The 13655-nt window shown below is 37.0% G+C and carries 14 protein-coding genes and 1 tRNA gene; all 15 read left to right on the forward strand.

The features are described from left to right. The first annotated feature begins 1 nt into the window (after position 1). The 15 genes from LKL37_RS10930 (at position 2) to LKL37_RS11000 (ending at position 13625) form a co-directional block, all read left to right on the forward strand. Entirely contained in the window at positions 2-1087 is a 1086-nt protein-coding gene (locus tag LKL37_RS10930) for an efflux RND transporter periplasmic adaptor subunit (protein ID WP_431611211.1), read from the forward strand. Positions 1088-1156: 69 nt separating this feature from the next. Continuing rightward, entirely contained in the window at positions 1157-4255 is a 3099-nt protein-coding gene (locus LKL37_RS10935) for an efflux RND transporter permease subunit (protein WP_431610607.1), read from the forward strand. Positions 4256-4678: 423 nt separating this feature from the next. Beyond that, positions 4679-5890, forward strand: a complete 1212-nt coding sequence (gene tuf, locus LKL37_RS10940; RefSeq protein WP_318846406.1) for an elongation factor Tu — start codon at positions 4679-4681, stop codon at positions 5888-5890. Positions 5891-5949: 59 nt separating this feature from the next. Next, positions 5950-6020 (forward strand) — tRNA-Trp (locus tag LKL37_RS10945). A gap of 12 nt (positions 6021-6032) precedes the next feature. Further along, positions 6033-6239 carry a preprotein translocase subunit SecE gene (gene secE, locus LKL37_RS10950; RefSeq protein WP_002976410.1) on the forward strand — a complete coding sequence of 69 codons (207 nt, stop codon included), beginning with the start codon at positions 6033-6035 and terminating at the stop codon, positions 6237-6239. 19 nt (positions 6240-6258) lie between these two features. Next, positions 6259-6801, forward strand: a complete 543-nt coding sequence (gene nusG, locus LKL37_RS10955) for a transcription termination/antitermination protein NusG (RefSeq protein ID WP_123943340.1) — start codon at positions 6259-6261, stop codon at positions 6799-6801. Between the two features lie 404 nt (positions 6802-7205). After that, the gene (locus tag LKL37_RS10960; protein WP_431610608.1) at positions 7206-7826 is read left to right on the forward strand and encodes a hypothetical protein; all 621 of its coding nucleotides are present in this window, start codon (positions 7206-7208) and stop codon (positions 7824-7826) included. A gap of 8 nt (positions 7827-7834) precedes the next feature. Further along, positions 7835-8482 (forward strand): hypothetical protein, encoded by a 648-nt coding sequence (locus LKL37_RS10965; RefSeq protein ID WP_431610609.1) that lies wholly within the window; start codon positions 7835-7837, stop codon positions 8480-8482. Positions 8483-8488: 6 nt separating this feature from the next. After that, the gene (locus LKL37_RS10970; RefSeq protein WP_431610610.1) at positions 8489-9157 is read left to right on the forward strand and encodes a hypothetical protein; all 669 of its coding nucleotides are present in this window, start codon (positions 8489-8491) and stop codon (positions 9155-9157) included. Between the two features lie 270 nt (positions 9158-9427). Next, complete coding sequence (rplK, locus tag LKL37_RS10975; RefSeq protein WP_431610611.1) at positions 9428-9871, forward strand: 50S ribosomal protein L11; 444 nt, start codon at positions 9428-9430, stop codon at positions 9869-9871. 11 nt (positions 9872-9882) lie between these two features. After that, positions 9883-10575 (forward strand): 50S ribosomal protein L1, encoded by a 693-nt coding sequence (rplA, locus tag LKL37_RS10980; RefSeq protein ID WP_002976422.1) that lies wholly within the window; start codon positions 9883-9885, stop codon positions 10573-10575. A 17-nt stretch (positions 10576-10592) separates the two neighbouring features. Beyond that, positions 10593-11186 (forward strand): 50S ribosomal protein L10, encoded by a 594-nt coding sequence (gene rplJ, locus LKL37_RS10985; protein WP_431610612.1) that lies wholly within the window; start codon positions 10593-10595, stop codon positions 11184-11186. Between the two features lie 46 nt (positions 11187-11232). Continuing rightward, positions 11233-11601, forward strand: coding sequence for a 50S ribosomal protein L7/L12 (gene rplL / locus LKL37_RS10990; protein ID WP_076781873.1), 369 nt, complete (start codon positions 11233-11235; stop codon positions 11599-11601). A gap of 273 nt (positions 11602-11874) precedes the next feature. After that, a complete protein-coding gene (locus tag LKL37_RS10995; protein ID WP_431610614.1) occupies positions 11875-12372 on the forward strand; it encodes a hypothetical protein in 498 nt (165 codons plus the stop codon). Positions 12373-12491: 119 nt separating this feature from the next. After that, positions 12492-13625, forward strand: coding sequence for a hypothetical protein (locus tag LKL37_RS11000; protein ID WP_431610615.1), 1134 nt, complete (start codon positions 12492-12494; stop codon positions 13623-13625). Positions 13626-13655: the final 30 nt, after the last annotated feature.

Below are 13655 nucleotides of genomic sequence, written 5' to 3' on the forward strand. Positions count from 1 at the left end.
GATGAAAACATATATTATCCCCGCATTGATGGTCCTTTCATTAATGGCCTGTTCTAAAAAAGAGGAAGAGAAAAATATTCACGCCAAAAAAGGATTTGAGCTAAGCAATACTATGCTGAATTCTATTTCCCTGGCAAAAGTTGAAAAAAAGAATATAGAAGATGAATACAGTTTTTATGGGAAGATCTCCGCAGATAAAAACAGTTATATAGATGTTTACCCGCTGGTAGGAGGAAATGTGATGAGTGTAAATGTAGAATTGGGTGACTATGTGAAAAAAGGGCAGGTACTGGCAACCATCAGGAGTACTGAGCTTGCAGAAATTCAAAAGGATGTAAGCGATGCAAAAACAGATCTGGTAGTGGCAAAAAATAACCTTCGTGTTTCGAAAGAGCTCTATGAAGGAAAACTAAATACAGAAAGAGATGTTCTGGAAGCCAAAAGCCAGCTGCAAAAAGCCGAAGACCAGTTGCAGAGAGCGGCGGCTGTAAGTACCGTTTATAATGTGAAAACCGGAAATATATACAGTGTAGTAGCACCTATCAACGGCTATATTGTTCAGAAAAGTATCAATAAAGATATGCAGCTGAGAAGTGACAGAAGCGATAATATTTTTGATGTTGCCAATACTACCAATGTTTGGGCGATTATGAACGTTAACGAATCTGATATTGATAAGATCAGTCTTGGAATGAAAGCGCAGGTATCCACTCTTTCATATCCGGACAAAATTTTTGATGGGAAAATTGATAAAATATTTAAAATTATTGATCCGCAGACCAATGCTATGCAGGCCAGAGTTGTATTGGATAATGCCAACGGGCTCCTGATTCCGGACAGTAAAGCTACTATAAAAGTTTCCAGCCTGGAAAGCAATACAATGCTGACTGTTCCATCCAAAGCCGTGATCTTTGACGATAATAAAAGTTTTGTGGTGGTATTTAAATCCAGAACAGATGTGAAAATCAGAGAAATTAAGGTATTAAAACAGGTAGGTGATGTCACTTATATTGCAGAAGGCCTGAAAGAAGGGGAAGAAGTGATTACCAACAACCAGCTGCTGGTTTACCGTTCACTGAACAGCTAGTCTTATTAAACCATTAAGAATATGTATTTTTTTCTTTAACGGCTTTTTTAGGTCATCAATTTATCTATCATGAATAAATTCATAAAAAATATAATCGCTTTTTCATTAAAAAATAAAGCATTTACCTTTATCTGGGTAGCGATTTTAGCCATCTCCGGTTTTATAAGTTTCAAAAATATGCCTATTGAAGCTTTTCCGGATGTAACCAATACCCAGATTGTAATCATCACTCAATGGAATGGACGTAGTGCGGAAGAAGTAGAACGTTTTGTCACTACACCCATCGAATTGGCGATGAGCCCGGTTCAGAAGAAAACAAGTGTAAGAAGTACCACCATGTTTGGGCTTTCCATTGTTAAAATTCTGTTTGACGACGGGGTGGACGATACTTTTGCCAGAAATCAGGTCAATAACCAGTTAAGAACCATTAGCCTTCCTGATGAGGTAGATCCCGAAGTACAGCCACCCTACGGGCCAACCGGTGAGATTTTCAGATACACGCTGGAAAGTAAGACAAAAGATTCCCGAACACTGCTTACTTTACAAAACTGGGTGATAGACCGAGCTTTAAGAGGAGTACCCGGAGTAGCGGATATCAATGTCTTTGGAGGACAGGATAAAGTTTTCGAATTAAGTATCGACCCAAGAGCATTGGATAAATACAATCTGACACCTCTTCAGGTATATGACGCAGTCACCAAGAGCAACCTGAATGTAGGAGGAGATGTTATTGAAAAAAATGGGCAGGCCTATGTGGTAAGGGGAATAGGTCTCGTAAAATCAGTGGCGGATATCGGAAATATTACCATTCAGAATGATAGCGGAAACCCTGTTTTGGTGAAAAATGTAGCTGAAGTTCATGAAAGCTCTATGCCTAGAGTAGGGCAGGCAGCCCTGAATCATCATGACGATACGGTAGAAGGAATCGTTGTGATGAGAAAAGGAGAGAATCCAAGGGAAGTTTTAATAGGAGTAAAAGCTAAAATTAAAGAGCTTAACGAAAAAGTGCTTCCAAAAGATGTCAAAATGGTCACTTTCTATGACCGCGACAATCTGATGGATTTTACAACCCATACCGTAATGCATAACCTTATTGAAGGTATTGTGCTGGTTACAGTAATTGTTTTAATCTTCATGGCCGACTGGAGAACAACTCTGATTGTTTCCATCATCATTCCTCTGTCCCTGCTATTTGCATTTTTATGTTTAAAACTGGCCGGGATGAGTGCCAACCTGCTTTCATTAGGAGCGGTAGACTTCGGGATTATCATTGACGGAGCCGTCGTCATGGTGGAAGGGCTCTTCGTAATGCTGGACCATAAAGCGAAGCGGTACGGAATGGAGAAATTTAATAAACTCGCAAAAGGAGGCTGGATCAAGCAGACCGGAACCGGATTAGGAAAAGCAATCTTCTTTTCAAAATTAATCATCATCACCTCTCTGATTCCTATCTTCTCATTCCAGAAAGTAGAAGGGAAAATGTTTTCTCCTCTGGCATTTACACTTGGATTTGCATTAATGGGAGCTTTGATATTCACATTAACATTGGTTCCTGTTCTTTCGCATATCCTTTTAAATAAAAATGTAAGAGAAAAAAATAATCCGTTTGTTAATTTTTGGGACAGAATCGTTTTGAAAGGCTTTAATTTAACATTCAAGCACAAAAAAATGAGTATGATCGTGGCAATTTCCTTTTTGGCTGTCACTTTATTTTCCGGAAAATTCCTTGGAACAGAATTCCTTCCTCAGCTGAATGAAGGTTCATTGTGGATTACTGCCGAAATGCCGATGAGTTCTTCATTAAAAGAATCTCTGAAAACAGCAGATCTTTTAAAGAAAGACATAATGAGTTTCTCTGAAGTGACAGATGTTCTCGCGCAGACAGGAAGAAGTAATGACGGAACCGACCCCAATGGATTTGGATTCGTACAGTTTGCAGTCAATCTTAAGCCAAGGGAAGAGTGGAAACGTAAGATCACTTATGATGAACTGATCAATGAAATAGATAAAAAACTCAGAAGTTATCAGGGAATTACTTTCAACTATTCCCAGCCGATTTCCGATAACGTAGCAGAAGCCGTAGCAGGTTTTAAAGCTGAGAACGGAATCAAAATTTATGGGGACAATCTGGAAACCCTTGACAAATTAGCTCATGAAGTTTTATTGAAGATTAAAGACGTACAAGGCGTAAAAGACCCGGGGATTATTAAAAATATCGGCCAGCCGGAAGTAAGTGTTGTGCTGGACAGAGATAAAATGGCGGCTTACGGAGTAATGCCTGCGGATGCACAAGCTGTACTGGAAATGGCATTTGGTGGGAAAACCGCTTCAGAAATGTTTGATGGTGAAAGAAAATTTCCGATCCGTCTGCGTTATTCTCAGGAATACAGAACCAATGAAAATGACATTGCTGCTTTGATGGTTCCTACACAAGGTGGAGCAAAGATTCCTTTAAAAGAAATAAGTACTATTGTTAAAGATAACGGTGCTGCATTTATCTATAGAGACAATATCAAACGATATATCGGAGTTAAATTTTCCATTCGTGACCGGGATTTGGGAAGTACGATTGCTGATGCCCAGAAAAAAGTGGAAACGATTGAACTTCCGGACGGATATTCTGTAGGATGGACAGGACAGTTTGAAAACCAACAGCGTGCCTCGCACAGGTTGGCACAGGTAGTACCGGTGAGTATCCTGATGATTTTCTTCCTGTTGTTTATTCTGTTTGGGAATATGAAAGATTCTCTTCTGGTATTAGCGAATGTACCATTTGCATTAATAGGTGGAATTATCGCCCTGCATGTTACCGGAATCAATTTTGGAATCTCTGCAGGAGTAGGAATGATTGCTCTTCTGGGAATTTGTATCCAGAATGGAGTAATTCTTATCACGGAGTTCCATCAGAATGTTAAAGATGGAATGGATATAGACACCGCCATATTCAGTGGAGTGAAATCCCGAACAAGACCTGTAATTATGACAGCATTGATGGCCTCCATCGGATTGATGCCGGCAGCCTTATCTACAGGGATCGGATCAGAATCTCAGAAACCTCTGGCAATTGTCATTATCGGAGGACTGATTACTGCTACAGTGCTTACTCTGCTTATTTTCCCGATTATTTTCTGGATCTTCAACAGAACGAAAAAGCTCAGTCACATTTAAATTATCTTTCATTTATATTAGTCAGAAGCGCGGAAAACAAAGTTTTCCGCGCTTCTCCATTATTGAAATAAAATAGGATGAGTTTAAAACACTAATCGCACGGCAAAAAGCTTTTACTGCATTTGTATTTACGGGGAAAAAATAAAATTGGATTTAGAGATGGAGATCACTACCCAGATTTTTTGTCGGTATATTGTATTCATAATTAATGAGATAGTTTATATTTTTAATAAAACGTTTCCAAGGATTTTTTCTATTCGGAAAAATTTGTAAATTTGCAGTCTCAATACGTTAAATATAAGGTTTGTCCTTCACTGGATGAGAATATTGAAAGTTTTTTTAATAAAAAGTTTTTGGTATTTAAAAATTCATTATATTTGCACACCGAAAATTTGAAAAACAATAAATAAATAATTTTAAATCATGGCAAAGGAAACGTTTAATCGTAACAAACCACACTTGAACATTGGTACTATTGGTCACGTTGACCATGGTAAAACTACTCTTACAGCTGCTATTTCTGCTGTATTAGCTAGCAAAGGTCTTGCTGAGAAAAAAGACTTCTCTGCAATTGACTCTGCTCCAGAAGAAAAAGAAAGAGGTATTACTATCAATACTGCTCACATCGAATACGAGACTGAAAAAAGACACTATGCTCACGTTGACTGTCCAGGTCACGCCGACTATGTTAAGAACATGGTAACAGGTGCTGCTCAGATGGATGGAGCTATCGTAGTATGTGCTGCAACTGATGGTCCTATGCCTCAAACTAGAGAACATATCCTACTTTGCCGTCAGGTAAACGTACCTAGAATCGTTGTTTTCATGAACAAAGTTGACATGGTAGACGATCCAGAATTATTAGAGCTTGTTGAAATGGAATTAAGAGACCTATTGTCTACTTATGATTTCGACGGAGACAACTCTCCAGTAATTCAAGGTTCTGCATTAGGAGCTCTTACAGCAGCTACTGCATCTCCTGCTAACACAGAAGATAAGTGGTTCAAGAGCGTTGAAGAATTGATGGATGCTGTTGATACTTGGATCGAGCAACCACCAAGAGATACTGAAAAGCCATTCTTGATGCCAATCGAAGACGTATTCTCTATTACAGGTAGAGGTACTGTAGCAACTGGTAGAATCGAGGCTGGTGTTATCAACACTGGAGATCCAGTTGATATCGTAGGTATGGGTGACGAAAAATTAACTTCTACTATTACAGGAGTTGAGATGTTCAGAAAAATCCTAGATAGAGGTGAAGCTGGAGATAACGTAGGTCTATTGTTGAGAGGTATTGAAAAAACTGACATCAAGAGAGGTATGGTTATCGCTAAGAAAGACTCAGTTAAGCCACACAAAAAATTCAAAGCTTCTGTTTATATCCTTTCTAAGGAAGAAGGTGGACGTCACACTCCATTCCACAACAAGTACCGTCCTCAGTTCTATGTTAGAACTACTGACGTTACAGGTGAGATCTTCTTACCAGAAGGTGTAGAAATGGTAATGCCTGGTGATAACTTAGAGATCACTGTAGAATTGTTACAACCAATCGCTCTTAACGTAGGTCTTAGATTTGCGATCAGAGAAGGAGGTAGAACAGTTGGTTCAGGTCAGGTTACTGAAATCATAGACTAATCATCTTAAAAATATAAAAAGCTTCCGTAAGGAATTTCTTTACGGAGCTTTTTTTAACTACGGGCATCGTCCAATGGTAGGATACCGGTCTCCAAAACCGTTGATCAGGGTTCGAATCCTTGTGCCCGTGCAAATATAAATTATGAGTTCATTTGTCGATTTTTTAAAAGGTTCTTATAACGAATTCAGACATAAGGTTGAATGGCCGAAATGGGCTGACCTTCAGTCTTCTACAATTGTAGTGACTATTGCGACAGTGATTCTGGCATTATTTACCTTTGGAGTTGATGAATTGTTTTCAAAAGCAATCAGCAACATAATAGGAATGCTAATCAACTTGTTCAATTAATAATTAAGTATTTTCCATAATGAGCGAATTGAAATGGTATGTGCTGAAAGCTATCAGCGGACAGGAAAATAAAGTGAAAAACTATATTGAGACAGAAATCAAACGTCTAGGGTTTGAGCAGTACGTTACTCAAGTGGTTATTCCTATGGAAAAGGTGATCCAGATTAGAAACGGTAAAAAAGTTCCTAAAGAGAAACCTTACTATCCTGGCTACTTGATGATCGAAGCTGACCTGATGGGAGAAATTCCTCACGCTATCAAGAATATTCCTGGTGTTATTTCTTTCTTAAGTTTAACAAAAGGAGGTGATCCTGTTCCAATGAGAAAATCTGAGGTTAACAGAATGCTTGGAAGAATGGATGAACTTTCAGAATTTGCAAGCGATGTTGAAATTCCTTATGTAGTTGGTGAAAACGTTAAAGTGATCGATGGACCTTTCAACGGATTCAATGGTACAGTTGAGAAGATTCTTGAAGATAAAAAGAAAATTGAAGTTTCTGTATTGATCTTCGGTAGAAAAACTCCAATGGAACTAAGCTACATGCAAGTAGAAAAAGTATAATAATTACTATAAAATATAAAAAAGACTGCTATTAAGCGGTCTTTTTGCTTTTTATACCATACCATAAAGCATTGCTGAATAACCTTGTAGATATATTTTTATAAATTTTCTGTCTTTTGTTTAATTTATAAATTTCTGTTGATTACTACTGTAAAGTACTTTACTCCAGTTCAATTATCACACTCTAGGGAATAGATTTGTTTTTCTATATCAATGTTTTTATCTGGTGTTTAATTCACCTGTAGATGGCATACTTATTGCACACCCTGTTAACTAATCCAAATAATTTTATATTTTTTTATTTAATGCACTGTCTACTGGTGTATGGTAGTTTTATGCTTTTAATTAAAAATATAAGAACTGAATTAGTATCTGAAACACAAGCTTTAAATAACACAACCCTAATGACAAAAATTATTTCGATGATCATTTTGGTGGGTACATCTATACTCACAAGTGCTCAGGTTGGTATCAATACTGTTGCACCTGAAAAAGAACTTACCGTGAACGGTACAATGAAGACATCAGGAATTGTTTTCAAACAACCTATGGAAAAACTGAAAGCGGATGAGAATTACACTTTCATTATCAAATCTCCGGCACCGGAAAACAAAATTACAGCGTACAATGATTCTTTTGTACCCAACTCACCGGCGCCTATTAATCTTATTCAGTTCAAAATTACCTGTGACCCTTCAGATAAGGATTGGGTAAATGAATTTGACACAAAAATCAATTCAAACAAGTTTTTGGTAGTAATCTCTTCTTTTGGATTTACACAGCCTACAAGAACTTTCTCTGCAGATTGGCTTACACCAATGCCTCAGATTTTTGCTTATTCTTCAGCAGGAACATGGAAACTTAAGGCAGATTACCAGGGATTCGCACCTGATAACTCTTTTCCTACAGGAGTCTGGACACTGAATTTATTGGTATTTGACAGATCATATGCCAAAGATTTTAGTCCTACACAAAATTTGAACGCTTCAACTACAGGTGCTGCTGCAGCCCCACTAATTCAATAAAATACGCTATGAAAAAAATTATTGTAATACTCTTTACTGGTTTTGCTGCTTTAAATTTAAATGCACAAGTAGGAATTAATACTAAAACACCTAAAGGAACTCTGGATGTTGAGGGAGAAACATTAGTAGAGTCTTATTTAATAGATACAGAAAATACGAAAGCAAATGGAAACTATCTTTTGCTTACCCGTTCTAAAGATACTTCACCGGTAGGTAAGGTTAAGCTGTTGGATATATCGCTCCGTAATGTAGCCCCTGTAAATATGTATAATGTGGTATTGACCAATGTGAGACAAGATGAAGTTGTGAATCTCAATACGGGATTAGATGTTAATAAATATGTAGTGGCAATTACAGGTGCTGTTTTTACAGGAGCAGTGTCAGCGGCAAATACAACCACCACTCCGAAGTCATATGGCTCTTATGCAACTGAAGTTACGCAGGTAACCAGTGCCGGCAAAAATTATCATGCTATTAATTTAGCTTTTAAAGGGGCCGGAACGGTTTCTTCCCAAAATGGAACATGGACGCTAACTTTGAATGTCTTTGAAAAATCATTAGTAAAGGATTGGGGAACATTTAATGGCTCTGTTTCAGCATCAGCTTCACCTGGTTACTCAGGAGTATCAACCAACACGCCTCTAGGGCTTCAATAAAAAAATATGAAAAAGAAAATTTATATCACAATAATCATGTGCCTTGGGTTATTTTTGAATGCCCAGAAAGGAAAAGTGGGGATCAATACAGCAAACCCTGCAGAAACACTTGACGTTAACGGAAAAACCTATACGAATTCTCTATATCTTAGAAATCCGGGAGAACCTACCATGACGGGAGGTAGCTTTTTAGCAACTTCACAAAATGGCTTGCAGCTTTATGATCCGTCTTTGGAAAGCAGTGGATTATTTAATTACATTAAACTTACTCTTACCGGGGTATCTGGTGCTGGAATCGCAGATTATGATACAAAGATAGATGCCAATAATTTTCTGGTTATTCTTCATAATTATTCATTTAAACTGAATGATGGAACTACAAATGTAATGCTTGACTACGGAGATAATGGAGTGAATGATAATAAACAAGGTTCCCCTGAAGTAGTAGCGTTCAAAAGTAATGGGACATGGCATATCAAGGCACGGTTTACAGACAGCAGAATTATTGCTGTCACTTCAGCCAATCCGGGAAGAACTTACAACAATTTTACGGTTGATCTTTATCTGATGGCTTATAGAAGATTGATTGAAAAACAAAATATCAGCGATATCAATGCAAACCTTGGTGGGACTGATGGTTCTACCCAGACGATAAATAAACCATCAGGTTTTTAACTAATCTTTCATTTCAAAATATAAAAAATGGCTGTTTAATGTAAATAGCCATTTTTTTTGTTTTCCTGATGGCGTTTAAAAAAATAGATTGGACTGTCTTATGATTTATTTTCTTAAACTTTTTAAAAATCAGCAATTTCCGTTTGCTATTTCAAAAATATTTTATACTTTTGCAGTCCAAAAAGTAGGTTTATTGTTATGTGAGTGCATAACCTACTGAATAATAAATGCTTCCAAACTCATTAATTATTCAAATTTAAAAAACAAACAATGGCTAAGAAAGTCTTTAAAATGGTAAAGCTTCAGGTGAAAGGTGGCGCAGCTAACCCTTCTCCACCAGTAGGTCCAGCATTGGGTTCTGCAGGTGTGAACATCATGGAGTTTTGTAAGCAATTTAACGGAAGAACCCAAGATAAGCCAGGGCAAGTTTTACCTGTAGTAATTACAGTATACGAAGACAAATCTTTTGAATTCGTTATTAAAACTCCACCTGCAGCGATCCAGTTAATGGATGCAGCTAAGATCAAGGGAGGTTCTGGTGAACCAAACAGAAACAAAGTAGGTGCTGTAACTTGGGAACAAGTAAAGAAAATCGCTGAAGATAAAATGGCGGATCTTAACTGTTTTACAATGGACTCTGCTCTTTCTATGGTTGCAGGTACTGCTAGATCTATGGGATTAAGAGTAACAGGAACTAAACCAACTAACGCTTAAAACTTAAAGAAATGGCAAAATTAACTAAAAAGCAAAAGGAAGCTTTAAGCAAAGTAGAAAAAGGAAGAATCTATAACCTTGAAGAAGGTTCAGCTCTTGTAAAAGAAGTGAACACTACAAAGTTTGATGCTTCTGTAGATATCGCTGTAAGATTAGGTGTAGACCCAAGAAAAGCAAACCAAATGGTAAGAGGTGTTGTATCTCTTCCTCACGGTACTGGTAAAGATGTTAAGGTATTAGCTCTTGTAACTCCAGATAAAGAAGCAGAAGCTAAAGCTGCTGGTGCTGATTATGTAGGTCTTGACGAATATTTGCAAAAAATCAAAGAAGGTTGGACAGATGTTGACGTTATCGTTACTATGCCAGCTGTAATGGGTAAATTAGGTCCATTAGGTAGAGTATTAGGTCCAAGAGGTTTAATGCCTAACCCTAAATCAGGAACTGTAACAATGGAAATTGGTAAAGCAGTAACTGAAGTAAAAGCAGGTAAAATTGATTTCAAAGTAGATAAGTATGGTATTATCCATGCTGGTATTGGTAAAGTATCTTTCGATGCTGCTAAGATCAAAGAAAATGCTCAGGAGCTTATCCAGACATTGATCAAAATGAAACCAACTGCTGCTAAAGGAACTTATGTGAAGAGCATCTATTTGTCTTCTACAATGAGCCCTGGTATTGCAATTGATACTAAATCTGTTAACTAATATTTAATCCTAAGACAATGACAAAAGACCAAAAAGTTGTAGCAATACAAGAGATCAAAGACTTGCTTCAGGATGCAAAAGTAGTATACGTAGCAGATCTAGAAGGTTTGAACGCTGCTAAATCTTCAGATTTCAGAAGACAAGCTTTCAAGCAAAATATCAAAGTGAAAGTAGTAAAAAATACACTTTTACAAAAAGCAATGGAGCAAATTGATGGAGTAGATTTCTCTGAAATGTTTGACACTTTCAAAGGAAATTCTGCTTTAATGATTGCTGAGACAGCTAATGCTCCTGCAAAATTAATCAAAGACTTCAGAAAGAAAGACGAAAAGCCGGCTTTAAAATCAGCTTTCGTTCAAGAAACTTTCTATGTTGGTGACAACAACCTTGATACTTTAGTAAGCATCAAGTCTAGAGAAGAAATGATCGGTGAAATCATCGGATTACTTCAGTCTCCAATTCAAAGAGTTGTTTCTGCTCTTCAAAACAAATCTGAAACTGTAGAAGCTCAAGCTGAAGAAGCTGCTCCTGTAGTGGAAGAAACTCCTGCTGCTGAAGCTCCGGAAGCTCCTGCTGCAGAAAGCACTGACGAAACGCCAGCTGCTGAATAATTACTCTCAAAAAATTAAATAAATAATCAACAAAAACATTACAACAATGTCAGATTTAAAAAATTTAGCTGAAACGCTAGTAAACCTAACTGTAAAAGACGTAAACGAATTAGCTGCTATCCTTAAGGATGAGTACGGAATTGAGCCAGCTGCTGCTGCTGTAGTTGTTGCTGCAGGTGGTGCAGGTGAAGCTGCTGAAGAAAAGACTGAATTCGATGTAATTCTTAAGTCTGCAGGTGCTTCTAAATTAGCTATCGTTAAATTAGTAAAAGATTTAACTGGTGCTGGTCTTAAAGAAGCTAAAGATATCGTAGACGGTGCTCCTGCTCCAATCAAGCAAGGTGTATCTAAAGACGAAGCTGAAGCTCTTAAGAAGCAATTAGAAGAAGCTGGTGCTGAAGTAGAATTGAAATAATTTCAATTTTATTATAAATATAGAAGCCTGAACAATTTGTTCAGGCTTTTTTGTATGTAAGTCTTTGCAAATCTGTAGTTTATTCAATAATAGTATTCCAATATTATTAATTTATGTTTTGATATATTTTATTATTATTGATTATTTGATAGAAATTAACATAATATTTTATCTATGTTTTATTATTTCTTTATTTTGTGTAAATTTTTATTAACAAAGTGTTGTTTTGGTTGAAAAAATATTATATTTGTATCGAAAAAAAACACAACATAATTGGATAGAAATTACTTTCTTTCCTACGGCCATAAAATTGCGCTTCTATTGCTTTTGGCTGCTGTAGGAAAACTAAACGCTAAGTTTATATCTGTAACAATGAATAAAACTGAATTATCACATTGTACAGATAGTGACAATCATCTGCAAGGGTGCTTAGCTGATGTTTCTGTTCATCTTTGGCCTGAAGCAGGAAATAATCTGGTATTTGTAAATGCAAAGGCCGGTGATCAAAACGGAATCCATTTATTCTATTGTAAGGGTTCCGGATACAATCTTGACTTTTTTAACAAAACCAATACTCAGTTATTCTTACATAGAGATATAAAATTGGTGGCTGTATGGAATAAATGGAGCTACACAACTTTAAACTATAGAGAGCATATTTTTCTGGCATTTGGAAAGGCTAAAAAGTTCTATACCAATTCTATTAAACTGATTGACGGTTTTAAGTTTATCATTAAAATCCCTGATAAACTGGTCCATTCCTCTATCTGATATTTCTTACAATTTTACGGTGCAGTGTGTTATTTCATTTATTATTTAAATGAGAATACCCGAGAATTGTCCTTTCAAAAAAAACACATATACATAAAAAACAGCAAACATCATTACAAATGAAAAACAAATTATTAACCATCACTCTTTTATCAATTGGTTTATCCGCATCCGCTCAGGTAGGGATTAATATAGCACAGCCTCAGGCTACTTTTGATATCGTAGGATCACCTTCCAATACAAGTAAATTTGACGGTGTGATAGCTCCAAGAATTACGGGAATACAATTGAAAGCTAAAAATTATACTACGGCTCAAACCGGAGCAATCGTATACGTTACATCAGTTGAAGCTGCGCCTACAGGGCAAACTGTGGATGTAGTCTCTCCCGGTTACTATTATTTTGACGGTACTAAATGGGGGAGTTTAAGCGGAAGCTGGCGTACAGTAGGAAATGCGGGTACAACTGCAACATCCGCTGCTTTAGGAACTGATATTGGTACCGGGAATTACTTAGGAACAAATGATGGTCAGAATTTAGTACTGGCTACTCAAAAAAATGTAAAAGGAGTATTAGATATCAATGGAACACTGCAGGGTGGAAATTCTAATTCTGCTGCAGGTCCTTATGCTTCACTTACGTGGGGATCAAACAATACCCTTACAAATAGTACTTCTTCCAATGTTGCATTGGGAAAAGATAATACTGTCTCTGCACAGGGGAATTTTCCGGCTGTAGCTATCGGATTAAACAATACAGCCAATAATGGGGCTAAAGTAATAGGGAATAATAATAGTGCTACAGGTGCCAATAACCTGGTTTTTGGAAACCTCAATACAGTAACAGGTCTTACAGGCCTTACAGTTGGAAATAATCATACAAATAGCGGAGGAATAGCTATAGGAAGTGGAAATACAACATCCTTAAACAATGTAGCTGTTGGTTCTGCAAATACAGCTACTGGTACAGAAGCTTTTGCAATAGGATTTTCCGGTCAGGCAGCTGCAGGGCAAATGGTGTATGCCAACAAAGAACATGTTTTCTTCAATAAGGGTAATGGAACAGATACCATATTAGGAATTAATATGGCTCCCACTGCAGCTACATCTACTGGTGCCGCGATTCAGATGAAAGGAGTTGCTTCTGGTGCTAATGCATCATGCACAACAGCTGAAGAAGGCGCAATCCGATATAATACATCTACTAGAGTGCATGAAGGCTGTAATGGAACGAACTGGAAGGCACTTTACTAATTAAATAAAAATAAACACAAACCTTAAAAA

The sequence above is a fragment of the Chryseobacterium sp. 'Rf worker isolate 10' genome (assembly GCF_050753305.1).
Classification (GTDB): Bacteria; Bacteroidota; Bacteroidia; order Flavobacteriales; family Weeksellaceae; genus Chryseobacterium.

Coding starts and splice junctions, on each gene's coding strand:
- nusG (WP_123943340.1), top strand. CDS start 6,259: ATGAGCGAATTGAAATGGTATGTGCTGAAAGCTATCAGCGGACAGGAA.
- rplL (WP_076781873.1), top strand. CDS start 11,233: ATGTCAGATTTAAAAAATTTAGCTGAAACGCTAGTAAACCTAACTGTA.
- rplK (WP_431610611.1), top strand. CDS start 9,428: ATGGCTAAGAAAGTCTTTAAAATGGTAAAGCTTCAGGTGAAAGGTGGC.
- rplJ (WP_431610612.1), top strand. CDS start 10,593: ATGACAAAAGACCAAAAAGTTGTAGCAATACAAGAGATCAAAGACTTG.
- LKL37_RS10965 (WP_431610609.1), top strand. CDS start 7,835: ATGAAAAAAATTATTGTAATACTCTTTACTGGTTTTGCTGCTTTAAAT.
- LKL37_RS10970 (WP_431610610.1), top strand. CDS start 8,489: ATGAAAAAGAAAATTTATATCACAATAATCATGTGCCTTGGGTTATTT.
- LKL37_RS10935 (WP_431610607.1), top strand. CDS start 1,157: ATGAATAAATTCATAAAAAATATAATCGCTTTTTCATTAAAAAATAAA.
- tuf (WP_318846406.1), top strand. CDS start 4,679: ATGGCAAAGGAAACGTTTAATCGTAACAAACCACACTTGAACATTGGT.
- secE (WP_002976410.1), top strand. CDS start 6,033: ATGAGTTCATTTGTCGATTTTTTAAAAGGTTCTTATAACGAATTCAGA.
- rplA (WP_002976422.1), top strand. CDS start 9,883: ATGGCAAAATTAACTAAAAAGCAAAAGGAAGCTTTAAGCAAAGTAGAA.
- LKL37_RS11000 (WP_431610615.1), top strand. CDS start 12,492: ATGAAAAACAAATTATTAACCATCACTCTTTTATCAATTGGTTTATCC.
- LKL37_RS10960 (WP_431610608.1), top strand. CDS start 7,206: ATGACAAAAATTATTTCGATGATCATTTTGGTGGGTACATCTATACTC.
- LKL37_RS10930 (WP_431611211.1), top strand. CDS start 2: ATGAAAACATATATTATCCCCGCATTGATGGTCCTTTCATTAATGGCC.